The organism is Staphylococcus sp. HMSC14C01, assembly GCF_001808085.1.
In the GTDB taxonomy this organism is placed as follows: Bacteria; Bacillota; Bacilli; order Staphylococcales; family Staphylococcaceae; genus Staphylococcus; species Staphylococcus hominis.
Window position 1 is genome coordinate 138,928 of record NZ_KV792048.1, and the last position, 25,855, is coordinate 164,782.

Annotated in this window: 25 protein-coding genes; 22 read left to right on the plus strand and 3 right to left on the minus strand. The window is 32.0% G+C overall.

All coding sequences use genetic code 11. From position 1 onward, the window contains the following. Window positions 1-34: 34 nt before the first annotated feature. Window positions 35-1,738, minus strand: a complete 1,704-nt coding sequence (locus HMPREF3131_RS08960) for an Rqc2 family fibronectin-binding protein (protein WP_019835569.1) — start codon at window positions 1,736-1,738, stop codon at window positions 35-37. A 158-nt stretch (window positions 1,739-1,896) separates the two neighbouring features. On the opposite strand from HMPREF3131_RS08960, the gene gmk reads away from it, so the two are divergent. The 4 genes from gmk (at window position 1,897) to priA (ending at window position 6,606) form a co-directional block, all read left to right on the plus strand. Further along, the gene (gmk, locus tag HMPREF3131_RS08965) at window positions 1,897-2,520 is read left to right on the plus strand and encodes a guanylate kinase (protein ID WP_002448723.1); all 624 of its coding nucleotides are present in this window, start codon (window positions 1,897-1,899) and stop codon (window positions 2,518-2,520) included. After that, window positions 2,520-2,732, plus strand: coding sequence for a DNA-directed RNA polymerase subunit omega (rpoZ, locus tag HMPREF3131_RS08970; protein WP_002448867.1), 213 nt, complete (start codon window positions 2,520-2,522; stop codon window positions 2,730-2,732). The genes gmk and rpoZ overlap by 1 nt, the downstream gene beginning before the upstream one ends. A 257-nt stretch (window positions 2,733-2,989) precedes the next feature. Beyond that, window positions 2,990-4,198: a bifunctional phosphopantothenoylcysteine decarboxylase/phosphopantothenate--cysteine ligase CoaBC gene (gene coaBC, locus HMPREF3131_RS08975; RefSeq protein WP_019835570.1), complete on the plus strand. Its 1,209-nt coding sequence runs from the start codon at window positions 2,990-2,992 to the stop codon at window positions 4,196-4,198. Then, window positions 4,198-6,606, plus strand: a complete 2,409-nt coding sequence (gene priA, locus HMPREF3131_RS08980; RefSeq protein ID WP_049420303.1) for a primosomal protein N' — start codon at window positions 4,198-4,200, stop codon at window positions 6,604-6,606. The genes coaBC and priA overlap by 1 nt, the downstream gene beginning before the upstream one ends. Before the next feature lie 59 nt (window positions 6,607-6,665). Here the strand turns inward: priA and HMPREF3131_RS08985 are convergent, their stop codons facing one another. Then, on the minus strand, window positions 6,666-6,869 hold the full coding sequence (locus HMPREF3131_RS08985) for a TM2 domain-containing protein (RefSeq protein ID WP_002448731.1): 204 nt from the start codon (window positions 6,867-6,869) through the stop codon (window positions 6,666-6,668). A 176-nt stretch (window positions 6,870-7,045) separates the two neighbouring features. On the opposite strand from HMPREF3131_RS08985, the gene HMPREF3131_RS08990 reads away from it, so the two are divergent. From HMPREF3131_RS08990 to HMPREF3131_RS09030, 9 genes are all read left to right on the plus strand, one after another. Beyond that, entirely contained in the window at window positions 7,046-7,534 is a 489-nt protein-coding gene (locus HMPREF3131_RS08990; RefSeq protein ID WP_048762375.1) for a peptide deformylase, read from the plus strand. Further along, the gene (gene fmt / locus HMPREF3131_RS08995; protein WP_029376748.1) at window positions 7,527-8,459 is read left to right on the plus strand and encodes a methionyl-tRNA formyltransferase; all 933 of its coding nucleotides are present in this window, start codon (window positions 7,527-7,529) and stop codon (window positions 8,457-8,459) included. Before HMPREF3131_RS08990 ends, fmt begins: the two co-directional genes overlap by 8 nt. Then, window positions 8,456-9,763 (plus strand): 16S rRNA (cytosine(967)-C(5))-methyltransferase RsmB, encoded by a 1,308-nt coding sequence (gene rsmB / locus HMPREF3131_RS09000; RefSeq protein WP_070436693.1) that lies wholly within the window; start codon window positions 8,456-8,458, stop codon window positions 9,761-9,763. The genes fmt and rsmB overlap by 4 nt, the downstream gene beginning before the upstream one ends. Window position 9,764: 1 nt before the next feature. Further along, a complete protein-coding gene (rlmN, locus tag HMPREF3131_RS09005; RefSeq protein WP_017174571.1) occupies window positions 9,765-10,859 on the plus strand; it encodes a dual-specificity RNA methyltransferase RlmN in 1,095 nt (364 codons plus the stop codon). Between the two features lie 5 nt (window positions 10,860-10,864). Continuing rightward, a complete protein-coding gene (locus tag HMPREF3131_RS09010) occupies window positions 10,865-11,608 on the plus strand; it encodes a Stp1/IreP family PP2C-type Ser/Thr phosphatase (RefSeq protein WP_019835576.1) in 744 nt (247 codons plus the stop codon). Continuing rightward, entirely contained in the window at window positions 11,605-13,629 is a 2,025-nt protein-coding gene (gene pknB / locus HMPREF3131_RS09015) for a Stk1 family PASTA domain-containing Ser/Thr kinase (RefSeq protein WP_048762376.1), read from the plus strand. Before HMPREF3131_RS09010 ends, pknB begins: the two co-directional genes overlap by 4 nt. Before the next feature lie 298 nt (window positions 13,630-13,927). Beyond that, a complete protein-coding gene (rsgA, locus tag HMPREF3131_RS09020; RefSeq protein WP_017174574.1) occupies window positions 13,928-14,803 on the plus strand; it encodes a ribosome small subunit-dependent GTPase A in 876 nt (291 codons plus the stop codon). After that, window positions 14,803-15,447 (plus strand): ribulose-phosphate 3-epimerase, encoded by a 645-nt coding sequence (rpe, locus tag HMPREF3131_RS09025; protein ID WP_019835648.1) that lies wholly within the window; start codon window positions 14,803-14,805, stop codon window positions 15,445-15,447. Before rsgA ends, rpe begins: the two co-directional genes overlap by 1 nt. A 4-nt stretch (window positions 15,448-15,451) precedes the next feature. After that, window positions 15,452-16,093, plus strand: a complete 642-nt coding sequence (locus HMPREF3131_RS09030) for a thiamine diphosphokinase (RefSeq protein WP_017174576.1) — start codon at window positions 15,452-15,454, stop codon at window positions 16,091-16,093. A 51-nt stretch (window positions 16,094-16,144) separates the two neighbouring features. Here the strand turns inward: HMPREF3131_RS09030 and rpmB are convergent, their stop codons facing one another. Next, the gene (gene rpmB, locus HMPREF3131_RS09035) at window positions 16,145-16,333 is read right to left on the minus strand and encodes a 50S ribosomal protein L28 (protein WP_002448748.1); all 189 of its coding nucleotides are present in this window, start codon (window positions 16,331-16,333) and stop codon (window positions 16,145-16,147) included. Between the two features lie 269 nt (window positions 16,334-16,602). On the opposite strand from rpmB, the gene HMPREF3131_RS09040 reads away from it, so the two are divergent. From HMPREF3131_RS09040 to rnc, 9 genes are all read left to right on the plus strand, one after another. After that, complete coding sequence (locus HMPREF3131_RS09040; protein ID WP_002448841.1) at window positions 16,603-16,977, plus strand: Asp23/Gls24 family envelope stress response protein; 375 nt, start codon at window positions 16,603-16,605, stop codon at window positions 16,975-16,977. 14 nt (window positions 16,978-16,991) lie between these two features. Continuing rightward, the gene (gene fakA, locus HMPREF3131_RS09045) at window positions 16,992-18,650 is read left to right on the plus strand and encodes a fatty acid kinase catalytic subunit FakA (RefSeq protein ID WP_017174577.1); all 1,659 of its coding nucleotides are present in this window, start codon (window positions 16,992-16,994) and stop codon (window positions 18,648-18,650) included. A 583-nt stretch (window positions 18,651-19,233) separates the two neighbouring features. Then, window positions 19,234-21,285, plus strand: coding sequence for an ATP-dependent DNA helicase RecG (recG, locus tag HMPREF3131_RS09050; protein ID WP_070436695.1), 2,052 nt, complete (start codon window positions 19,234-19,236; stop codon window positions 21,283-21,285). A gap of 138 nt (window positions 21,286-21,423) precedes the next feature. Next, the gene (fapR, locus tag HMPREF3131_RS09055; protein WP_070436697.1) at window positions 21,424-21,993 is read left to right on the plus strand and encodes a transcription factor FapR; all 570 of its coding nucleotides are present in this window, start codon (window positions 21,424-21,426) and stop codon (window positions 21,991-21,993) included. After that, window positions 21,986-22,972 (plus strand): phosphate acyltransferase PlsX, encoded by a 987-nt coding sequence (plsX, locus tag HMPREF3131_RS09060; protein ID WP_017174580.1) that lies wholly within the window; start codon window positions 21,986-21,988, stop codon window positions 22,970-22,972. Before fapR ends, plsX begins: the two co-directional genes overlap by 8 nt. After that, window positions 22,965-23,891 carry an ACP S-malonyltransferase gene (fabD, locus tag HMPREF3131_RS09065; protein ID WP_017174581.1) on the plus strand — a complete coding sequence of 309 codons (927 nt, stop codon included), beginning with the start codon at window positions 22,965-22,967 and terminating at the stop codon, window positions 23,889-23,891. The genes plsX and fabD overlap by 8 nt, the downstream gene beginning before the upstream one ends. Further along, window positions 23,884-24,618: a 3-oxoacyl-[acyl-carrier-protein] reductase gene (gene fabG / locus HMPREF3131_RS09070; protein ID WP_017174582.1), complete on the plus strand. Its 735-nt coding sequence runs from the start codon at window positions 23,884-23,886 to the stop codon at window positions 24,616-24,618. Before fabD ends, fabG begins: the two co-directional genes overlap by 8 nt. Before the next feature lie 128 nt (window positions 24,619-24,746). Further along, window positions 24,747-24,980, plus strand: a complete 234-nt coding sequence (locus HMPREF3131_RS09075) for an acyl carrier protein (RefSeq protein ID WP_001830184.1) — start codon at window positions 24,747-24,749, stop codon at window positions 24,978-24,980. An 81-nt stretch (window positions 24,981-25,061) separates the two neighbouring features. Beyond that, window positions 25,062-25,793, plus strand: coding sequence for a ribonuclease III (gene rnc, locus HMPREF3131_RS09080; RefSeq protein WP_002448736.1), 732 nt, complete (start codon window positions 25,062-25,064; stop codon window positions 25,791-25,793). Window positions 25,794-25,855 lie beyond the last annotated feature (62 nt).

The window sequence follows — 25,855 nt, forward strand, 5'->3', positions numbered from 1 at the left end:
GACTTAAAAAAAGCATCTACGGATTTTTATTTTTTTAATTTTTATCCTGCTTCATACGCTGGATTTGGTCATAATCAGGTGTTGCATATAACGTTTTTTGATTATCATATGTGACAAATCCTGGTTTAGCGCCAGAAGGTTTATGGACATTTTTGATTTCTGTATAGTCTACCGGTATCTGACCAGAATTTCCAGCTTTAGAGAAATATCCCGCAAGCATTGCTGCCTCTTTTATCGTAGTCTCACTCGGTGCATCATTTAAAATGACAACATGCGAACCTGGAATATCTTTAGTATGGAACCATATATGTGATTTTTGAGCTTTACGATTTGTTAAATAATCATTTTGCTTGTTATTTTTACCTACTAAAATCGTGTCTCCATCTGAAGAGATATATGTTTGTAAATGGATTTTATCTTGTTTTTTCTTTTTAGTATTTTTACGTTGTTTCATAAATCCTTGTTCTGCCAATTCATCACGAATGTCATCAATTTCATCAACTGTAATATGTTCTAATTGCTGTTCAATATTGGCAAAATAGTCAATATTTTCACGTGTAAGAGCAATTTGAAGATCGAGTTCTTTTTCTCGTGTCTTCATTCGATTATATTGCTTATAGTAGTATTGAGCATTCACAGATGGTGATTTAGTAGGGTCTAATGGAATCGTTACTTCTTCATTAGTATAATAATTTAGAACGTTTATAGACGCGTCACCTTGTTGAATACGATAAATATTAGCAGTAATGAGTTCACCGTATAATTGTTGTGTGTCTTTATCTTTAGCACTTTCGTATTCGTCTATAAGTTTACTTAACTTGTGTTGATATTTTTGTAATTGTTGTTGTACGAAGCGTACTAGATCATTCGCACGTTGTTTTACACGTTCTCGCTCACCTCTAGCATCATAATAACGATCTAACAAATCATGTAATGAATCATAGATAACAATATCATCCGAGAATTGTTTTAATTTCATAAAATAGAAATCTTCTTTACCTGTTTCATGATTTTTATGAAATACTGGTACGGGTACTTTTAATGTTTGGTCAATCACTTCTTCAAAAGCTTGAGGAAGAGTATCTTGATTCATAAATTGGTAACGATTTGTAATTTCATTTGTAATTAGAGGACTAAAGCCTTCAAACGCATTGAGTAATTGTTTAGCAATTTTTCCGGCATTAAAGTCAACGAATTTGAGCACCTCATCACTTGAAATATCATATGGATTTCGTTTGTTTTGAGTAGGAGGAGCTTCATATTTGAAACCAGGCATCACTGTACGATACTGATTTGTATTTGGCGTCAAGTGTTTAAAGCCTTCTATAATTTTATATTGATCATCTACTAGTATTAAATTACTATGTTTACCCATGATTTCCAATATCACTGTTCGATATATCGTATCGCCAATTTCATCTTTACTTTCAATGTCAATTTCTACTCTACGATCATTACCGATTTGTCGTATTGATTTAACAATACCTCCCTCTAAATGCTTACGAAAGACACGTGCAAACATTGGTGGGTCAAAGGGATTGTCGTACTTTTTATTGGTGAGATGCATTCTTGAAAAATTGGGATGAATAGATAACAATAGATGATGGTTTTTACGATTTTGACGAATAATCATAATGATTGTGTCATTTTCTGGTTGATTAATTTTGTGAATTCTACCTGTTACTAAAAATTGTAGTGATTCTATTATCTTTTTTGTAAATAAGCCATCATAAGCCATAATTTTTTCCACCTTCAGTTTTGTCATTCATTATATTGTAACATGGTAACAATAGAGCGTCATGAGTTAAGTTTATCCTAGTACACTCTATACAACGTAAACAACAATGTGATATCATATTTAAATAATAGAAGAATAGCTTAGAGAGGTCGTAAGGCATGGATAATGAAAAAGGATTACTAATTGTTCTTTCAGGTCCTTCAGGAGTAGGTAAAGGAACTGTTCGTAAAGAGATATTTGACGATCCAACTACATCATATAAATACTCAATCTCGATGACTACGCGTCAAATGCGAGAAGGAGAAGTTAACGGTGTAGATTACTTTTTTAAAACGAAAGAAGAATTTGAAGCATTAATTCAAGAAGATCAATTTATTGAATATGCCGAATATGTAGGAAATTACTATGGGACACCCGTACAATATGTTAAAGATACAATGGCTGAAGGTCATGATGTGTTTTTAGAAATTGAAGTTGAAGGTGCGAAACAAGTAAGAAAAAAATTTCCTGACGCATTATTTATCTTTCTTGCACCGCCAAGCTTAGATCATTTGAAAGAACGTCTTATTGGTCGCGGTACAGAAACAGATGAAAAGATTCAAAGTAGGGTAAATGAAGCACGTAAAGAAGTAGAAATGATGAATCTTTATGATTATGTCGTTGTTAATGATGAAGTTCATTTGGCTAAAGAAAGAATTCAATCAATTGTAGAAGCCGAGCACTTAAAAAGAGAACGCGTTGAAGCGATATATAGAAAAATGTTATTGGAGGCAAAGAAATAATGTTAAACCCACCGTTAAATCAATTACAATCACAAATTAATTCAAAATATTTAATTGCAACAACAGCTGCTAAACGTGCACGTGAATTAGACGAAAAGCCTGAAACTGCATTACTAAATGGTTATCATTCAGCAAAACCTGTAGGTGAAGCACTAGAAGAGATCGCAAGCGGAAAAATTTCACCTGTTGTACCTGAAGAGTTTCAAGCATAAATAAAATTATTTCGTTATCAGTTAAGTTGTTGTTCTGAAATATAAGTTACCATGTATTTCAGACTTTTAAACATTTTTGCAATCTCTGATTCAATTGAAAATGTACTTATATAAGCGTTTTTAGAATCAGTTAATCTTGCGGGAGTAGAACAGTGAATTAAAAATCTGTTCTACTCCCGTGTTTTTAGTTTTTCATCTTAGTTGTGTATAATAAATTTAAAAGTGAAGACTATAAATATAACTAAAGGAGTCGAATCATGAAGAACATTCTATTAGCTGTTACAGGAGGCATTGCTGCTTATAAAGCAATTGATTTAACTAGTAAACTTACGCAAGCGAATTATGATGTAAGAGTAATGCTCACTGATCATGCACAAGAATTTGTTACACCTTTAGCCTTTCAAGCCATTAGTAGAAACCCTGTATATACCAATACATTTATTGAAGAAAATCCTGAAGACATTCAACATATAGCATTAGGTGATTGGGCAGACTGTATCGTTGTTGCACCTGCTACCGCTAATACTATTGCCAAATTAAGTGTAGGTATTGCTGATGATATCGTCACATCAACGCTACTTGCTACAGAAACCCCTAAATTTATTGCTCCAGCTATGAATGTTCATATGTATGAAAATAAACGTACGCAACATAATATTTCTGTATTAAAAGACGATGAATATCATTTTATTGAACCTGGAGATGGTTTTTTAGCATGTGGGTACATTGCAAAGGGACGTATGGAGGAACCTCTTCAAATTGTCAAAATCATAAATGATTATTTTAAAGATAAGAATGAACTATCACACATATCTCATACTTCTTTTGAAGGGAAACATGCTTTAGTTACTGCCGGTCCTACAATTGAAGTAATTGATCCAGTAAGGTTTGTATCTAATCGTTCCTCTGGAAAAATGGGATATGCAATTGCAGAAGCTTTAGCTAAAAGAGGTGCAAAGGTGACGCTTGTGGCAGGACCAACGCAACTTGATAATCCAGAGAATGTAGAAGTCATTCATGTAGAAAGTGCAGAAGAAATGTTTAATGCAGTTACAAGTCGATATGAAGAACAAGATATTGTTGTTAAAGCAGCAGCCGTCTCAGATTATACGCCGGCTGATGTATTGAATCATAAAATGAAAAAACAAGATGGCAATCTTTCTGTCACTTTTAAGCGAACAAAGGACATTTTGAAATATTTAGGTGAACATAAAACACATCAATACTTGGTCGGATTTGCAGCTGAAACCCAAAATATTAATGCTTATGCACAAGATAAATTAAAACGTAAAAATGCGGATGTCATTATTTCGAATAATGTAGGAGATCAGACCATTGGATTTCAATCTGATGATAATGAACTCACTATGCATTTTAAAAATGGACAACGTATTAATATAAAAAAAGGAAAGAAAGTGCAACTTGCACAACAAATTTTAGATGAACTGGAAACTAGGTGGCAATAATGATTGCGAAGGTCATTGTAGATATTCCTTCTAAGAGTGTTGATTTTAAATTCGATTATCTCGTACCTGACCATTTAAAAGATTTTATAAAAGTGGGTGTAAGAGTTGTTGTACCGTTTGGTCCACGTACCATTCAAGGATATGTTATGGATATACAACAACAACCAAGTGAAGATGTCAATATAGATAAATTGAAAGCAATTAAAGAAATTAGAGATATTCGACCAGAATTAACACCTGAACTTATCCAATTAAGTGAATGGTTGAGTCATTATCATATTTCAAAACGCATTTCTGTGTTAGAGGCAATGCTTCCAAGCGCGATTAAAGCAAAATACACTAAAGTATTTAAAATAGTCCGTCACAATGATATTGAAGAAGATATATTAAAATATTTTGATAACAACGGATATTATAAGTATAAAGATGCGCAAAAAAATAATCATTTAAATATATTAAACCGTTTACTTGAACAACATTTAATAGAAGAAGAAACCATATTATCTCAACATACAAAAAGAAAAACACAGCGTGCAGTACGAGTTGTTGAAGGATACAATCCAGATGATATATTAGCTTTACTAGAAAAGAAATTAAAACAATATGATGTGTATGCTTATCTTTTAGAAGAACATCATAGAAATGTATTTTTAAAAGAACTTGAAGAAATGGGGTTTTCTAAATCAAGTATAGAGGGTCTCGTCAAAAAAGGTTTCCTTGAAAAATATGATGCTGAAATTGAACGAGATCCTTTTGCAAATCGTATCTTTGAAAAAGAAGAAAAACGAATGTTAACCCCTGCTCAAAATAACGCATTTCAACAAATTAAAGAAAAAATAGATCACAACGCACAACGTACATTTTTATTACACGGCGTCACAGGTTCAGGTAAAACTGAAGTCTATTTGCAAGCCATTGAAGAAGTATTAAAAAAAGATGAACAAGCCATGATGCTTGTTCCAGAAATTGCGCTGACACCACAAATGGTTTTACGCTTTAAGCGACGTTTTGGTGATGATGTAGCTGTCTTACATTCAGGTTTGTCAAATGGTGAACGATATGATGAATGGCAAAAAATTAGAGATGGAAGAGCACGTGTAAGCGTAGGTGCGAGATCAAGTATCTTTGCACCATTTAAAAACTTAGGCATTATTATTATTGATGAAGAACATGAATCAACATATAAGCAAGAAGATTATCCACGTTATCATGCTAGAGACATAGCAGAATGGAGAAGTCAATTTCATCAATGTCCATTAGTATTAGGAAGTGCGACACCAAGTCTTGAATCTTATGCACGGGCAGAAAAAAATGTATATCAATTACTTACTTTACCTGAAAGAGTTAATCAACAAGCTTTACCTTCAATAGATATCATTGATATGAGAGCAGAACTAAGTTCAGGTAATCGTTCCATGTTCTCAGAAGAATTAAGACAAGCGATTCAAGATAGACTGAATAAAAATGAACAAATCGTTTTATTTTTAAATCGACGGGGTTATGCTTCGTTTATGTTATGTCGAGATTGTGGATATGTTCCACAATGTCCACATTGCGATATTTCGTTAACTTATCATAAGACGACAGACCAACTAAAATGCCACTATTGCGGCTATCAAGACTTGCCTCCTAACCTGTGTCCTAATTGTGAAAGCCCGCATATCAGACAGGTTGGTACAGGTACACAAAGGGTAGAAGAAATTTTACAACAAGAATTTGAAGAGGCACGTATTATTCGTATGGATGTAGATACGACGTCAAGAAAAGGTGCACATGAAAAGCTATTGACTGATTTTGAAAAGGGAAAAGGCGATATTTTATTAGGCACACAAATGATTGCAAAAGGTTTAGATTATCCAAATATAACATTAGTTGGTGTGCTTAATGCCGACACAATGTTAAATTTGCCCGACTTTAGAGCGAGTGAAAGAACGTATCAGTTACTTACACAAGTTTCAGGTCGTGCTGGTCGTCATGAAAAACCCGGTAAAGTGATTATTCAAACATATAATCCAACTCATTATGCAATAGAAGATGTTCAAAAAAATGATTATTTAACGTTTTATCATAAAGAAATGCAATTTAGAAAATTAGGTAAATATCCACCTTATTATTATTTAATTAATTTTACTATTGCGCATAAAAATATGAAAAAAGTAATGGAAGCTGCTAAACATGTACATCAAATTTTACTGCAACATCTTTCAGAAAGAGCACTCGTACTTGGACCTTCTCCAGCGGCAATTGCTAGAATTAATAACGAACATCGTTTTCAAATATTGGTTAAATACAAGAGTGAGCCAGAATTAATTCATGCATTACAGTACTTAGATGATTATTATCATGAAGCATATATTAAAGATAAATTATCGTTAAGGATTGATATCAATCCTCAAATATTAATGTAAAAAAAGAGTTGCACCGTTTGCGTTTAACTGCGTGGTGTAACTCTTTTTGTATTTACATGTTACATTGTTACGTTTCCATTTTCATCTGCTGGTCTTAGTAATGTCAGAATCGCACTGATGATTGCAATAATATGAGGAATTCCTGTCCAACAGAATAATAAATGAAGAAGACCAGACATCATTTTACCAGCATAAAATTTGTGTACGCCAAAGCCACCTAAAAAGACAGCTAGGATAATGTAAATCACTTTATTGACTTCCATTCTTTATACCTCCTTAGTCTATTTAATATATTAATTGTCTTTATAATTATTTTAAATATGAAAAAAACTAAAAGCAATTAAAGTTATCTGAGAAGAGTGAAGATAAGACTAAGGTCGCATTTTAAATTGAATTACGTTATAATAATATGATGAATTTTTTTCGGGAGGCGTTCTAAGTGGCAATAAAGAAATTAGTTCCATCGACTCATCCTGTTTTATCTAAAAAAGCAAAAAAGATAACAACTTTTGATGAAAATTTAAAACGTTTATTATTAGATATTGAAGACACTTTATATTCTGAAGAAGCATCAGCTTTATCAGCGCCACAAATTGGTGTAAGTCAACGTGTTGCTATAATTGACATGGAAGCAGAAGGACTCTTGCAATTAATCAATCCTAAAATCAAAACAGAATCTAATGAGAAAATCATTGATTTAGAAGGTTCGGTTAATCTTCCTAATGTATTTGGGGAGGTAGAACGTAGTAAAATGATAACTGTAGAAGCAAGTGATTTAGAAGGTCACGAGATTGAATTAACTGCTTATGATGATGTGGCTAGAATGATACTGCACATCATTGATCAATTAGATGGTATTCCATTTACCGAACGTGCTACAAAAATATTGACTGAAAAAGAAGTGGAGGCATATTTTGACAATGAGTAAGATAATTTTTATGGGAACACCAGATTTTTCAACAAAAGTACTAGAGATGTTAATCGCTGAACATGAAGTCATCGCAGTAGTTACTCAGCCAGATAGACCAGTAGGACGTAAGCGTGTATTAACCCCTCCTCCTGTAAAGAAAGTGGCAGAAACATATCACATTCCAGTATATCAACCTGAAAAGTTAAAAGATTCTAATGAGTTAAATGAACTTATGGATTTAAATCCTGATTTAATTGTAACGGCAGCATTTGGACAATTATTACCTGAAAGTCTATTAAATCTTCCTAAGTTAGGTGCTGTAAATGTACATGCCTCATTATTGCCAAAATATCGTGGTGGAGCACCTATTCACCAAGCCATTATAGATGGTGAAGCACAAACGGGTATTACAATCATGTATATGGTGAAAAAGTTAGATGCAGGTAATATTATTTCTCAAAAGGCCATCGACATTGAAGATGATGATAATGTAGGATCAATGCACGATAAATTAAGCTTTTTAGGTGCAGATTTATTAAAAGAAACATTACCTTCTATTATAGATGGTTCAAATGAAAGTATTCCACAAGATGATTCAAAAGCAACGTTTGCGTCTAATATTAGCAGAGAAGACGAACGTATCGATTGGACTAAAAGCGCTAAAGAGATACACAATCATATTCGTGGATTATCACCATGGCCAGTGGCTTATACAACTATGAATGATAAAAATTTAAAACTATATCAAGCTCATATTGAAAAAGGAAAAAACGGAGAACCAGGTGAAATTATAGAAATCACTAAGACTGCAATTATTGTAGGAACTGGCTCTTTGGATGCTATTGCATTAACAGATATTCAATTATCTGGGAAAAAACGAATGCTTGCTGCTCAATATTTAAGTGGTGTACAAGATTCATTAGTGGGGACTAAATTAGTATGACACAATCAGTAAGAGACCTTGCATTTCATACCATTCAAGATATTTTAAACGATAATGCTTATAGCAATTTAAAAATTAACGAAGTCATTAACCAATATAATATTGCAACTGTCGATAAAGCATTGTTTACAGAATTAGTTTATGGAACAATAAAGCGTAAAATGACTTTAGATTTTTATTTAAAACCCTTTGTTAAGACTAGAATTAAAGGTTGGGTACGTCAATTATTATGGATGAGTTTATATCAATATGTCTTCCTAGATAAAATACCTAATCATGCAATTATAAATGAAGCAGTTAATATTGCTAAACGTCGTGGTGGCCAGCACAATGGGAACATCGTTAATGCTATACTTCGTCACATATTTAAAAGTGACTTACCGACATTGGAAACAATTAAGAATGAAAAGCAACGTATGACGATTGAGTATAGTATACCAAGATGGATTATTGAGCATTGGATTACACATTACGGAATAGAAACGACACATAAGATTGCAAAATCATTTCTAGTACAATCTGCAAGTACAGTAAGAGTGAATACAAGTCGTACGGATGTTGAAACAATAAGTAAGGAGCTTTTACAAGAAGGTTATCATGTGGATATTGATCAACTCATTCCATATTGTTTACACCTTACAGGTAAACCAGTGATTGAATCTCGAGCTTTTAAAGATGGACTTATTTCCATCCAAGATAAAAGTTCAATGTTAGTAGGGTATTTAATGGATGTTCAAAAAGGCGATACCATATTAGATGCATGCAGTGCTCCTGGCGGTAAGGCTTGTCATATGGCAGAATTACTAGCATCCACAGGCCATGTAGATGCTACAGATATTCATAAGCATAAAATTGGTTTAATTAAAGAAAATATCAAAAAGTTAAAATTAAAGAATGTGTCCACTTTCGATCATGATGCAACACAACCATATTCAGAACTATATGACAAAATTTTAGTAGATGCACCTTGTAGTGGATTAGGTGTATTAAGACATAAGCCTGAAATTAAATATGTACAATCTAAGGATAGTATTAATGATCTTGTAGAAATTCAATTAAGTATATTAGATAATGTTAAACATAACTTGAAACCAGGCGGTTCACTTATTTATTCAACTTGCACAATTGAACATATGGAAAATGAAAATGTAATTTATACATTTTTAAAAGAAAATAAAGATTTTGAATTTGAATTGATGACGCATCCTGTTACTGGTGAAAAAGTAAAAACACTACAAATTTTGCCACAAGACTTTAATTCAGATGGCTTTTTCATTACTAAAATAAAAAGAAAGGAAAGTTAAGATGATAACTGCTGAAAAAAAGAAAAAAAATAAATTCTTACCAAATTTTGAAAAACAATCAATATATTCGTTAAGATATGATGAAATGCAAAATTGGTTAATTGAGCACGGACAACAAAAATTTAGAGCTAAACAAATTTTTGAATGGTTATATCAAAAGCGTGTAGACACTATTGATGAGATGACTAATTTATCTAAAGACTTAAGACAATTGTTAAAAGATAACTTTGTTATGACAACGTTAACTACCGTAGTTAAACAAGAAAGTAAAGATGGAACAATTAAGTTTTTATTCGAATTACAAGATGGTTATACCATTGAAACGGTATTAATGAGACACGATTACGGTAATTCTGTATGTGTAACGACTCAAGTTGGCTGTCGAATTGGTTGTACATTTTGTGCTTCAACTTTAGGTGGTTTAAAGCGTAACTTAGAGGCTGGCGAGATTGTATCTCAAGTACTCACAGTTCAAAAAGCACTTGATGCTACTAATGAACGTGTATCACAAATTGTTATTATGGGAATTGGTGAACCCTTCGAAAATTATGATGAAATGATGGACTTTTTAAAAATAGTCAATGATGATAATAGTTTAAACATTGGGGCGCGACATATTACAGTATCAACGTCAGGAATTATCCCACGTATTTATGACTTTGCTGATGAACAAATTCAAATTAATTTTGCAGTAAGTTTACATGCTGCTAAAGATGAAATTCGTTCAAAATTAATGCCAATTAATAGAGCGTATAATGTTGAAAAATTAATGGAAGCAATCAAATATTATCAAGAAAAAACGAATCGTCGAATTACATTTGAATATGGATTATTTGGAGGCGTAAATGATCAACTTGAACATGCAAGAGATTTAGCACATTTAATTAAAGATTTAAACTGTCATGTAAATCTTATACCAGTCAATCATGTTCCTGAACGTAATTATGTTAAAACACCAAAAGATGATATTTTTAAATTTGAAAAAGAATTGAAACGTTTAGGCATCAATGCAACAATTAGAAGAGAACAAGGCTCAGATATAGATGCAGCATGTGGACAATTAAGAGCTAAGGAACGACAAGTAGAAACGAGGTAATCATCATGCTTAACGCACAGTTTTTCACAGATACTGGACAACATCGAGAAAAGAACGAAGACGCGGGAGGTATATTTTATAACCAAACACATCAACAATTGTTAGTGTTGTGTGATGGAATGGGTGGTCATAAAGCAGGTGAAGTTGCAAGTCAATTTGTTACTAATCAATTACGAGACTATTTTGAAATAGAAAACTTTATTGAATTAGACCAAGCTGAATCATGGTTAAGTAAAACATTAAAAGATATTAATCTCGAATTATTTGAATATGCTACAACGAATGAAGAATATCGTGGTATGGGCACAACGTGTGTATGTGCCCTCATATTTGATAATAAAATTGTAGTAGCAAATATTGGTGATTCTAGAGCATACGTGATTAATTCAAGAGAAATTGAACAGATTACATATGATCATTCATTTGTTAATCATTTGCTTATGACCGGACAAATTACTGAAGAAGAAGCGTTTAATCATCCTCAACGTAATATAATCACTAAAGTAATGGGTACTGATCGCCGAGTAAGTCCTGATATTTTTACAAAGCGCATCAGTTACTATAATTATTTATTACTTAATTCTGATGGACTGTCAGATTATGTAAGAAATCATGAAATAGAAACGTTAATGAATCAGTCTACATCATTAAATGAACTTGGAGAAGCACTAATACAAGCTGCCTTAGATCATCAATCTAAAGATAATGTGAGTGTACTATTAGCTGAAATTGAGGGTAATAATGTATGAATGGCAAGCTAATTAATGATCGCTATCAACTCTTAGATAAACTTGGTGGCGGAGGAATGAGTATTGTTTATCTTGCTGAAGACACTATACTTGAACGTAAAGTAGCTATTAAAGCAATTTCTATTTCACAAAACGAAAAAGATGAAACTATGAAACGTTTCTACAGAGAGGTAAATAGTGCTACACAAATTGTTCATGAAAATATTGTGGAAGTATATGATGTTGAAGAAGATGATGATAATTTCTATCTTATTATGGAATATATTGATGGACCGACACTATCTGAGTATATACATAGCCATGGTCCATTGAATATAGAAACAGCTATTGATTTTATTAAGCAAATTTTAAATGGAGTAAAACAAGCACATGAGCAACGTATTATACATAGAGATATTAAACCTCAAAATGTACTAATTAATAAAGATAAAATTTTAAAAATTTTTGATTTCGGCATCGCAAAAGCGTTAAGTGAGACATCAATGACTCAAACAAATCATGTGCTTGGAACGGTTCAATATTTATCTCCTGAACAAGCTAAAGGAGATAAAACGAATGAAACAACCGATATCTATTCAATTGGTATAGTGTTGTATGAAATGTTAGTTGGTGAACCTCCTTTTAGGGGAGAGACAGCTGTAAGTATTGCTATTAAACATATTCAAGAAACAGTTCCTAATATTACTGAAAAACATCCAAATATTCCACAATCTTTAAGTAATGTGGTACTTAAGGCGACTGAAAAAAACCCTAAAGATCGTTATCAAACGATAGAAGAAATGTATAATGATTTGAGTAGTGTGCTTGTTACAAGCAGATTAAATGAAGAAAAGCATACGCGTATAAGTGATACCACCCAAACAGTACCCATTGATAAAAAAGAAATAAAAAACAAACTTGATGAAGAAAATCATAAAAAAGATATAGCGCAAACGATGCAAATTCCTATTATCAATCATCATAAATTTCAAGCAAGTGAAAATAATGTGTACACACCTCAACGTAAAAAACGTTCTAAAAAGAAAAAGGTCGCTATTATTTTTATTCTAGCGCTTTTATTATTAAGCTTGATTGGGTTTATCGCTTGGGGCATGCTTGGTGATAAATATGCAGAAATGCCTGATTTAACGGGTAAAACTGAAAAAGAAGCAGAAAAAGTATTAAAAGCTTCGCATTTAGAAATAGGACATATATCTAGAGAATATAATGATGACTATCCCGAAAATAAAATTATTAACTCCAATCCTAAAGCAGGAGAACGTGTTAACCAACAAGAAAAAGTAGATGTTGTATTATCAAAAGGTCCAGAAAAGATAAATATGCCTAATGTGATAGGGATTAAAAAAGAAGATGCTATAAAAAAACTTAAAGATCATAAATTAAATCATGTGACAATTAATCAAGAATATAATAGTCAAATGCCAAAAGGATATATTTTCAAGCAAAATATTAACCCTAATGAATCGGTGAAAATTAACGATCATCATATTGTACTGACTGAATCGTTAGGTGTAAAAAAAGTTTACGTCAAAGACTATGAAAATAAAAACTATCAAAATGCTAAAAAAGAATTAGAGTCGAGGGGTCTAAAAGTACAAGTTAAGACGACTAATAGTGATACTAAAGATAAGGATATCATTATTTCACAATCTCCAAAACAGACTGAAGTAAATGAAGGAAGTACAGTAGAACTTATGGTTTCTAAGGGGAAAGATAAAAAAAAAGATTCAAAAGAGGACTCGGATTCTTCTGATGATAAGAAAGATAATCATACAACAAGCGTAAAAAATTATACGGAAACTTATCATATTCCGTATACTGGAAATGATGGAGAAAGCCAAAAGGTAAAGATTTATATTAGAGATAAAAATAATAGTGGTACACAGGTAAGTCAAACATACAATATTCACAAGGATAAAATCATTACTATTCCATTAAAAATTGAACAAGGTGATTCTGCTGGATATACGATTGAAGTAGATGACAATGTTATTGCAGATAAAGATATTGACTACGAATAAATTTCAAATATCAGAATAAGAGTAAGATAGTAATGATAAGTTATTCATCGTTTACTGTTTATACATTAACGTGTATTCTATGATATAAATGATGTTAATTTTAAAAGACAATTTCTATTGAAATAATATAGAAATTGTCTTTTTAACAACTATAATTTTATTATGTAAAGTTAATTTTTTAAGTGATTTCAATGTCTTTCTATCCTTATCTTTATGATGAGGGTATAGAATATATATATTATTAATTCTATGTTTGCTATAATAACGTAAACATAAATACTTAATTTGAGGTGTTAATTTGGAAACAGGACGTATTGTTAAACTAATTAGTGGAGTATATCAAGTAGATGTAGGTGGAAAAAAATATAATACTAAACCTCGTGGTCTTTTTAGAAAGAAAAAATTTTCTCCTGTAGTAGGAGATATCGTTGACTTTGACATTCAAAATGAAGATGAAGGTTATATTCACCACGTGCATGAACGCCACAATGCATTAAAGCGTCCTCCAGTAAGTAATATTGATGGTCTGATTATTGTAATGAGTGCGGTTGAACCTAAATTTTCAACACAATTGTTAGACAGATTTTTAGTGATTGCACATTCTTACAACTTATCTCCTAGTATATTAGTCACTAAAAAAGATATTGCTAGTGAAACGCAAATCAATCATATCGAAACAATACTAAATACATATAAGGAAATAGGATATTCTGTTCAATTTGTAGGTAAAAAAACTGATAAAGTTGATATTGTGAATACTTGGCCCAATGGTCTAATTGTGCTAAGTGGACAATCTGGTGTTGGAAAATCAACATTTATAAATACGTTTAAACCAGAACTAAATCTTGAAACCAATGATATCTCTAAATCACTTAATCGAGGCAAACATACGACAAGACATGTAGAGCTATTTGAAAGAGAAAATGGTTTTATAGCAGATACACCTGGTTTTAGTGCACTTGATTTTGATCATATTGAAAAAGATGATGTAAAGTATTACTTTAAAGAAATTAATACTTTTGGAAATGATTGTAAATTTAGAAATTGTAATCATATTAAAGAACCTAAATGCAATGTTAAACATCAATTAGAAAACAATAATTTAGCACAATTTCGTTATGAACACTATTTACAATTAGTTAATGAAATTTCGAATAGAAAGGTTAGATATTAATGAGACACATTTTTCCTTCTTTATTATCAGTCGATTTTTTGAATTTAAAACATGAAATACAATTATTAGAAGAAGCGGGCGTTGACGGTCTACATTTTGATGTTATGGATGGTCAATTTGTACCTAATATATCAATTGGATTACCCATATTAGATGCAGTAAGATCAACTACACAATTACCAATTGATGTACACCTCATGATTGAGAATCCTGAAAACTATATTGAGACATTTGCAAAACATGGTGCAGACATGATTTCAGTCCATATTGAATCAACTCCTCATATTCATCGTGCTATTCAACTTATCAAAAGTCTAGATAAAAAAGCAGGTGTAGTAATTAATCCTGGCACCCCTGTAGATAGGGTCGTACCTGTTCTTTCCATGGTGGATTATGTTTTAGTAATGACGGTTAATCCTGGTTTCGGTGGACAAACATTTATCGACATGTGTGCTTCAAAAATTAAGTTATTAAATGATTTGAAGTCATCTTTTAATTTAAATTTTGATATTGAAGTCGATGGCGGTATAAATGATAAAACGATAGATATTTGTGCAAAACATGGGGCTAACCTTTTTGTTACAGGTTCATACTTTTTTAACCATGATGATTATAAAACAGTGACTAAAATATTGAGAGGTTGAGATAATGAAAATTAATTTACTATGTGGAGATCGTCATTTACCACCTCATATTTTTTCAAAATTATCAACTGAACCTTGGGGTGGAATAGATCGTGGGACTTTAATTCTTTCTGAACACAGTATTGTACCTGTTTTTTCAGTGGGCGATTTTGACTCCGTCAATGATGAAGAAAGAGAAATTTTAAAAAAAACATTAAATATTCATCCAGTTAAAGCTGAAAAGGATGACACTGATTTAGCATTAGGCGTAGAACAAGCTATTCAAAAGGGATATACAGAAATAGATATCTACGGAGCAACGGGTGGAAGATTAGATCATTTTATGGGAACATTACAAATTCTTTTCAAGTCAGACTATATAAAAAAAGAAATTATAATTAAAGTAATAGATAAGCAAAATGAAATCATGCTACTTAATACCGGAACACATCAACTTCATAAATCTGATAAATATCAATATGTTTCATTTATTCCAGTAAATGGAGAAGTGATATTATCTTTATCTGGGTTTAAATATAATTTAAATCATCAGCACTTAGAAATAGGCTCTACACTGACAATTTCTAATGAAGTCAATCGATCAATGGCAATTATCGAAGTTGAAAAAGGTCAAGTACTGCAAATGAGAAGTAGAGATTTAGAGTAATAAAAAAATGCCTTCACCACATATGAAGGCATTTTTAGTGCATTATATTTATTAAACTCTAGTAACTTTACCAGATTTTAAAGCACGAGCAGAAACCCAAACTTTTTTAGGTTTACCGTCAACTAAAATTCTAACTTTTTGAAGGTTAGCGTTAAATCTGCGTTTGTTCGCATTTAAAGCGTGTGAACGATTATTACCAGTCGTAGCTTTACGACCTGTTACGTAACATTGTTTACCCATCAAAGTACCTCCTTTAATAAATATAAATACACTTAACTACTTATATACTTAAATAAGATACCATATATCAATATTTAAAGCAATAAAATCATATGTAATTTATGTTAATTGTTTTGAAAATGTAAATCTATGGTATAATTAACTATTGTGGAGTTATTATAATATATTTTTATGTAGATTGGCTTATTTATAAAATAGTTATCTTTATCATATATGTATACATCATTTATTAAATATGATTTTAACCATAATTCAGGAGGATAATGAAGATGACATTAGAAATCTTAAATGACTATGGCAAAATTGATATCTCAAATGAGGTCATTGCTTCTGTTGTAGGAAGTAAAGCTGTAGAAAGTTATGGCATTGTTGGCATGGCATCTAGACAACAAGTAAGAGACGGTATTGCTGAAATATTAGGACATGAGAATTATGCTAAAGGCATTGTTGTTAAAGAAGATAATGGTGTGATTGATATAGATATGTACATCATTGTAAGTTATGGTGTCAAAATTTCTGAAGTAGCTAACAATGTACAATCATCAGTAAAATATACACTCGAAAGTTCACTTAATATTAAAGTGAATTCTATTAATATTTTTGTACAAGGTGTAAGACTTAATAACAAGGGCAAGAAGGTATAGGAGGACAAAGCACGATGATTAGCAAAATTAATGGTAAATTATTTGCCGATATGATTATACAAGGGGCACACAATTTATCTAATAATGCAGATTTAGTTGATTCCCTTAATGTATACCCGGTACCTGATGGTGATACAGGAACAAATATGAATTTAACAATTACCTCAGGTCGCGAAGAAGTTGAAAATAATTTATCTCAAAGTATTGGTGAATTAGGTAAAACTTTTTCTAAAGGACTTTTAATGGGAGCACGTGGTAACTCTGGTGTTATTTTATCTCAATTATTTAGAGGATTTTGCAAAAATATTGAAGATGAAAAGGAGATTAATGCTCAACAATTTGCTAGTAGTTTTCAAGCAGGTGTAGATACAGCTTATAAAGCAGTCATGAAACCAGTTGAGGGAACTATTTTGACTGTTGCCAAAGATGCAGCAAGTGCAGCTATGACTAAAGCAGAAGAAACAGATGACTGCATCGAAGTAATGGAATATACAATCGAAAAAGCTGAGCAATCTTTAAATAATACGCCAAATTTATTAGCAGTTTTAAAAGAAGTAGGCGTAGTGGATAGTGGCGGTAAAGGTTTATTATGTGTATACGAAGGCTTTTTAAAAGGACTAAAAGGCGAAAAAGTTGAAGCTAACAAACAAAAATTAGACACAGAAGATTTGGTTCATGAAGAACATGATTTTCATGGGGTTATTAATACAGAAGATATTAAGTACGGTTATTGTACTGAAATGATGGTACGCTTTGGAAAAGATAAAAAAGAATTTAATGAACAAACATTCAGAAATGATATGAGCGAATTTGGTGATTCATTATTAGTTATTAATGATGATGAAATAGTTAAAGTCCATGTACATACAGAAACACCAGGTGAAGTGTTCAATTATGGACAACAATATGGTGAACTTATTAAATTAAAAGTAGAAAATATGCGTGAACAACATCGTGAAGTAATTAGAAAAGAACAAAGTCATCAACAAGCAACAGCTTCGCAACAACCTAAAACAGTTGAAACAGCAGTAATTGCCATTTCAATGGGTGAAGGTATCTCTGAGTTGTTCACTTCAATGGGTGCGACACACATTATTAGTGGTGGGCAAACAATGAATCCTTCTACAGAGGATATTGTTAAGGTGATTGAACAGTCTGAATGCCAGCGTGCAATTATCTTACCAAATAACAAAAATATTAGAATGTCTAGTGATCAAGCAGCACAACTTGTTAAAGCTGACACAGTAGTCATTCCAACTACATCTATTCCTCAAGGTATTGCAGCACTTTTCCAATATGATGTTGCATCTACGTTAGAAGAAAATGCGTCTCATATGAATACAGCGTTAGAAACAGTTAAATCTGGATCAATTACATTTGCTGTCAGAGATACTAAGATTGATGGTGTAGATATTAAAAAAGATGAATTTATGGGATTAGCTGAAAGTAAAATTGTGACTAGTAATGCAGATGAATTTAAAACTATTACTGGCTTATTAAGTACATTGTTAAATGAAGAAAGTGAAATATTAACAGTGATAACTGGTGAAGATGCACAATCTGATATGACAACTCAATTAGAAGAATGGATAGAAAATGAATATCCAGATGTTGAAATAGAAATCCATAAAGGTGATCAACCAATTTATCCATATTTATTTGCTGTAGAATAAAGTGAGATTTAATAGTGGGAGTGATAACGATGAAATAATTGTCGTTGTCACTCCCCATTTTATATTTAAGAAAAGTATTGAAAAATATGACAATGGAGAGCTTAATTTAATAGATTTTTCAAGACATAATGACCAATCAATATATAGTAAAATAGAAAGATATGCTATCAGTAATGAACTGTAAAATAGAGGAAGATATAACAATTAAGAAGATATCTAATACTCAAAGAGTGATTAAAAATATCATATAATTCAGCAGTAATAATAACTGGGAATATATGTATAAATCGTTCTTGATTTGGACCTTGATGAAATATAAAATATTTCGTACTTCTAAAATTTAAATAAGATGAAGAGCTAATGCAAAATCAATTAAAATAGATTGAAACATTGTAGGATCTCTTTTTATTGGTTAAGTATGATAATTGATATTAGTGTTAAAAGTGAATGTTGTACGTTTATACGTTTAAATGAAGCGAGTGATATTCATTTGTCGAGTGAGCTATAGTAAGATGGTATCACTAAATATTTATAATAAACGTGATAAAATATAAATAAGATTAAAAATATTAGGTGAGAAATAATGTCGAAAGTTAGTTTAATTGAAAGTCCATATCCGCTTCAATCTATAAAAGGACTTGGACCAAAGAGAATTGCTTTACTACATGAATTAAACATTCACACAATAGAAGATTTAGTGTTATATTTACCAACACGTTATGAAGATAATACTGTCGTAGATTTAAACTTAGCTGAAGATCAATCTACTGTGACAGTAGCAGGAGAAATTTATTCTGTACCCACGGTAGCCTTTTTTGGCCGGAATAAATCAAAATTAACTGTCCATTTAATGATTGATAATATCGCAGTTAAATGTGTATTTTTTAATCAACCGTATTTAAAAAAGAAAATTGAGTTAAATCAAATAGTAACAATAAAAGGTAAATGGAATCGTGCTAAACAAGAAATTAATGGCAATCGTATTTTTTTTAATGACACTCATACCTCTACTGAAGAAGTGAGATTAGAACCGGTATATCGACTTAAAGAAGGTATTAAACAAAAACAGATGCGTGATATGATTCATCAATCTCTTAATGATGTCACTATACATGAATGGATTACAGAGGAATTAAGACAAAAGTACAAATTGGAATTACTAGATTATACTATTAAAACGTTGCATCTACCTAAAGATAAACAAACGCTTATGCGTGCGAGACGTACATATGCTTTTACTGAATTATTTATGTTTGAACTACGTATGCAATGGTTAAATCGCGTAGAAAAAGCTTCAGATGAAGCCATTGAAATTAATTATGATATTAATAAAGTAAAGTCATTTATCCAGTCGTTACCTTTTGAATTAACAGATGCACAGAAATCGAGCGTTAATGAAATATTTAGAGATTTGAAAGCGCCAATACGCATGCATCGTTTATTACAAGGTGATGTTGGGTCAGGGAAAACAGTTGTAGCAGCAATTTGTATGTATGCACTCAAAACTGCTGGATATCAATCTGCACTGATGGTACCTACAGAAATTTTGGCTGAACAACATGCAAACAGTTTAACAGAACTTTTCGGTGACCATATGAATGTGGCTTTAATAACTGGATCGGTAAAAGGAAAAAAAAGACGTGTATTGCTAGAACAATTAGAGAATGGAACGATCGATTGTTTAATTGGTACACATGCATTGATTCAAGATGATGTACAATTTAAAAATGTAGGGTTAGTGATTACTGATGAACAGCATCGTTTTGGTGTGAATCAACGTCAATTACTAAGAGAAAAAGGTGCTATGACCAACGTATTGTTTATGACTGCGACGCCTATACCGAGAACGTTAGCCATTTCAGTATTTGGAGAAATGGATGTGTCCTCAATTAAACAACTACCTAAAGGTCGAAAGCCAATTATTACACATTGGGCGAAACATGAACAGTATGACCAAGTGTTAGCTCAAATGACAAGCGAACTAAAAAAAGGATGCCAAGCCTATGTGATTTGTCCACTAATTGAAAGTTCTGAACATCTAGAAGATGTACAAAATGTTGTTGAACTTTTTGAGTCACTACAAGAATTTTATGGTAAAACACATGTAGGTTTATTACATGGGAAAATGTCAGCAGACGAAAAAGATGATGTAATGGCACGTTTTAGTCATCATGATATTGATATCTTAGTGTCGACAACCGTAGTTGAAGTAGGCGTTAATGTTCCTAATGCTACATTCATGATGATTTATGATGCTGATCGCTTTGGATTATCTACATTACATCAACTTAGAGGTCGTGTTGGACGTAGTGAACATCAAAGTTATTGTGTATTAATTGCATCACCTAAAACAGAAACTGGCATAGAAAGAATGACCATTATGACACAAACTACAGATGGATTTGAATTAAGTGAACGTGACTTAGAAATGAGAGGCCCTGGTGATTTCTTTGGAGTTAAACAAAGCGGGTTACCAGATTTTATGGTTGCTAATATAGTAGAAGATTATCGTATGCTAGAAGTAGCTCGTGATGAGGCTGCAGAACTCATTCAATCCGGGGAGTTCTTTACTGAGAAATATGAACGTTTAAGAGCATTTATCAACGACCATTTACTTAACATAAGTTTTGATTAACATCAGTAAACTGATATTTAATTCAAATTATTTATTATATGAACATGTAATATTTGTTGAGGATAATAAATAGAAAGTGTTATGATATGTGAGGAATGATTAAGACTTGGTACTAAAATATTTAAAGGGGAGGAAAGTATGAAATTAAAAAAAACAGAACGTCGTCATGAGATTAAGAAGGCGATTAATGAAAACCCCTTTATTACGGATAGTGAATTGTGTGAATTATTCAACGTAAGTATTCAAACTATCCGTCTGGATCGCACACAACTTAATATTCCTGAATTACGTAAACGTATTAAATCTGTAGCTAAACAAAATTATGAATATATCAAAGGATTGGAAGCTAATGAAGTGATTGGGGATCTTATTCAAGTTAAACCTAATTATTCTGCCCAATCTATTATAGAAATTACAGAAGAGTATGTGTTTCAAAAAACATGTATTGCACGGGGGCATATTTTATTTGCTCAAGCTAATTCATTATGTGTAGCCCTAATACATAACTCTACTGTGTTAACTCAAGAAAGTAATTTGAAATTTATTGAAAAAGTAAAGTTGCATGATAATGTTAGAGCAGAAGCAACCGTAATCAATAGAACAAATCGACATTATGATATAAAAGTGGAATCTTTTGTAAAAGATACACGCGTTTTTACAGGCATATTTAAAATGTTTTATATAAGTGAGGATGAAAACCATGGTTAAAATTGCTGTAGATATGATGGGTGGCGACAATGCACCAGGAATCGTATTAGAAGCTGTAGAAAAAGCAATCAATGATTTTAAAGATTTAGAAATTATTTTATTTGGTGATGAAAAACAATATACATTAAATCATGAGCGTATAGAGTTTAGACATTGTTCAGAAAAAATTGAGATGGAAGATGAGCCTGTACGTGCCATTAAAAGAAAAAAAGACAGTTCAATGGTACGCATGGCAGAAGCGGTTAAATCTGGTGAGGCAGATGGCTGTGTATCTGCTGGTAATACAGGTGCTTTAATGTCAGCAGGGCTATTTATCGTCGGACGTATTAAAGGCGTAGCTAGACCAGCACTTGTTGTCACATTACCTACTATCGATGGTAAAGGATTTGTCTTTTTAGATGTTGGAGCCAATGCAGATGCAAAACCTGAACACTTATTGCAATATGCACAGCTAGGTAATATTTATGCTCAAAAAATTAGAGGTATTCAACAACCTAAAATATCATTGTTGAATATCGGAACTGAACCAGCAAAAGGAAATGCTTTGACTAAAAAAACATATCAATTATTAAAAGATGAAGCGACTATTCGATTTAATGGAAATATTGAGGCTAAAACATTGATGGAGGGTGACACAGATGTAGTTGTCACTGATGGTTATACTGGAAATATGGTACTAAAAAACATCGAAGGTACTGCTAAATCAATTGGAAAAATGTTAAAAGGTACACTATTAGCTAATTTAAAAAATAAGCTTGCTGCGGCGATATTGAAAAAAGATATCAGTAAGTTTGCGAAAAAATTAGATTATGCAGAATATGGTGGATCTGTTCTTTTAGGGTTAGATGGTACTGTAGTAAAAGCACATGGCAGTTCAAATGCACGTGCATTCTATTCTGCAATTCGACAAGCTAAAATTGCTGGTGATGAACAAATAGTAAAAATTATGAGAGAAACGGTAGGTAGTGACAATGAGTAAAACTGCAATTGTTTTTCCTGGACAAGGTGCACAAAAAGTCGGAATGGCTAAAGATTTATATCAAGTTAATAAAGATGCGACTTCTATTTTAGAATTAGCGCAAACAACGGTTGATTTTGATTTATTAGAAACGATGTTTACAGATAAAGAGGAAAAATTAGGAGAAACTGAGAATACTCAACCTGCATTGTTAACACATAGTATTGCATTACTAAAAGCACTAAACCATATAGATGCTGACTATACAATGGGGCATAGTCTAGGTGAATATTCAAGTTTAGTGGCTGCTGGTGTACTAAAATTTGAAGATGCAGTGAAAATTGTGCGTAAGCGTGGCGAATTAATGACTCAAGCTTTTCCAAATGGTGTAGGAAGTATGGCTGCTGTTTTAGGGCTAAGTTATGAAGAGGTAAATGAAATTTGTAAAGAAATTTCATTTGGAGATCAATTAATTGAACCTGCCAATATTAATGCACCAGGTCAAATCGTTGTATCTGGGCATAAAGCGCTGATTGATAAATTAACTAAAGAAGGAAAATCTTTAGGTGCGAAGCGTGTGATTCCTTTAGCAGTATCAGGTCCTTTCCACTCTTCAATGATGCAAGTAATTGAAGAGAATTTCGCTTCATTTATTGATCAATTCACTTGGAATGATGCTCAATTTCCTATCGTTCAAAATTACAATGCTCATGGAGAAACAAAAGCAGAAACGATTAAACAAAATATGGTGAAACAACTCTATTCACCAGTACAATTTATTAAATCGACAGAATGGTTAATAGACCAAGGTGTGGATCATTTTATTGAAATTGGACCTGGTAAAGTATTATCTGGTTTAATTAAAAAAATTAATCGAGATGTTAAAATTACATCGATTCAAACATTAGAAGATGTGAAAGGATGGAATGAAAATGACTAAAAGTGCATTAGTAACTGGTGCTTCTAGAGGAATTGGACGTAGTATTGCATTGCAATTAGCAGAAGATGGATTCAATGTAGCAGTTAATTACGCGGGTAATAAAGAAAAAGCAGAAGCAGTGGTTAAAGAAATTAAAGAAAAAGGCGTAGAAAGTTTTGCAATACAAGCAAATGTTGCTGAAGGTGATCAAGTCAAAGTTATGATTAAAGAAGTTGTAAATCAATTTGGCTCTTTAGATGTTCTTGTAAACAACGCAGGTATTACAAAAGACAATTTATTAATGCGAATGAAAGAGCAAGAATGGGATGACGTTATTAATACTAACTTAAAAGGGACATTTAATTGTATTCAAAAAGCTACGCCACAAATGTTACGTCAACGTAGCGGTGCTATTATTAATTTATCTAGTATTGTAGCGGCTATGGGTAATCCTGGACAAGCTAATTATGTTGCGACAAAAGCAGGTATTGAAGGACTGACAAAATCAAGTGCACGTGAACTTGCTTCACGTGGTATTACTGTTAATGCAGTTGCGCCTGGGTTTATCGTCTCAGATATGACAAATGCATTAAATGAAGATCTTAAATCACAAATGTTGGAGCAAATTCCATTATCACGTTTTGGAGAAGATAAAGATATTGCCTATGCAGTGTCATTTTTAGCATCTGATCGTGCAAAATATATTACAGGTCAAACGTTATCAGTTAATGGTGGCATGTATATGTAATATATACGTCATGTATTTAAAAGGATAAATAGTCATTACATCCTTTTAATAAATACTTGTGTTTTAGCCCTTAAAATGGGAAAATATAATAGTCTATGGATAGACACTTTTAAAGGAGGTGAATCGACGTGGAAAACTTCGATAAAGTAAAAGATATCATCGTTGACCGTTTAGGTGTAGACGCTGATAAAGTAACAGAAGATGCATCTTTCAAAGATGATTTAGGCGCTGACTCACTTGATATCGCTGAATTAGTGATGGAATTAGAAGACGAATTTGGTACTGAAATTCCTGATGAAGAAGCTGAAAAAATCAACACTGTTGGTGATGCAGTTAAATACATCAATAGTCTTGAAAAATAAAAACTTACATCTGAGTCGTCGTCATGATGGCTCAGATTTTTTTCATAGGACATCAATAACATGAACGGAGGTTTATCAATCATGCACCCGAAACAATCAGAAATGATTAAAGACTTTCAATATCAATTTGATAAAAAAATGAAAATGCTTGGTCTTAGTTATACTCATTTAGATGTGTACCAACAAGCGTTTTCGCACTCTAGCTTTATTAATGATTTTAATATGGATCGATTAGCTCATAACGAGCGTTTAGAATTTTTAGGAGATGCGGTATTAGAATTGACGGTTTCACGTTACCTTTTTGACAAATATCCTAATTTACCAGAAGGAAATTTAACTAAAATGAGAGCGACAATCGTATGTGAACCCTCACTTGTAATATTTGCAAATAAAATTGAATTAAATCAACTCATTTTACTTGGAAAAGGTGAAGAAAAAACAGGTGGTAGAACAAGACCTTCATTAGTATCAGATGCTTTTGAAGCGTTTATTGGGGCTTTATACTTAGACCAAGGCTTAGAAGTAGTCTGGAAGTTTGCTCAAAAAGTCATTTTTCCATATGTAGAACATAATGAATTAATTGGCGTGGTCGATTTTAAAACACAATTCCAAGAATATATTCATAGTCAAAGTAAAGGGGATGTGACGTATCATTTGATTAAAGAAGAAGGTCCAGCACACCATCGTTTATTTACATCTGAAGTGATTTTAGAAAATAAAGCAATCGCAAAAGGACAAGGCAGAACAAAAAAAGAATCTGAACAAAAAGCAGCTGAAAGTGCTTATCATAAGTTAAGAGATGAGAACAAATAATAATGAACGCATTTCATATATTATCTTCTTTTCAACAAGAATGAGTATGAATGAATTAAGGA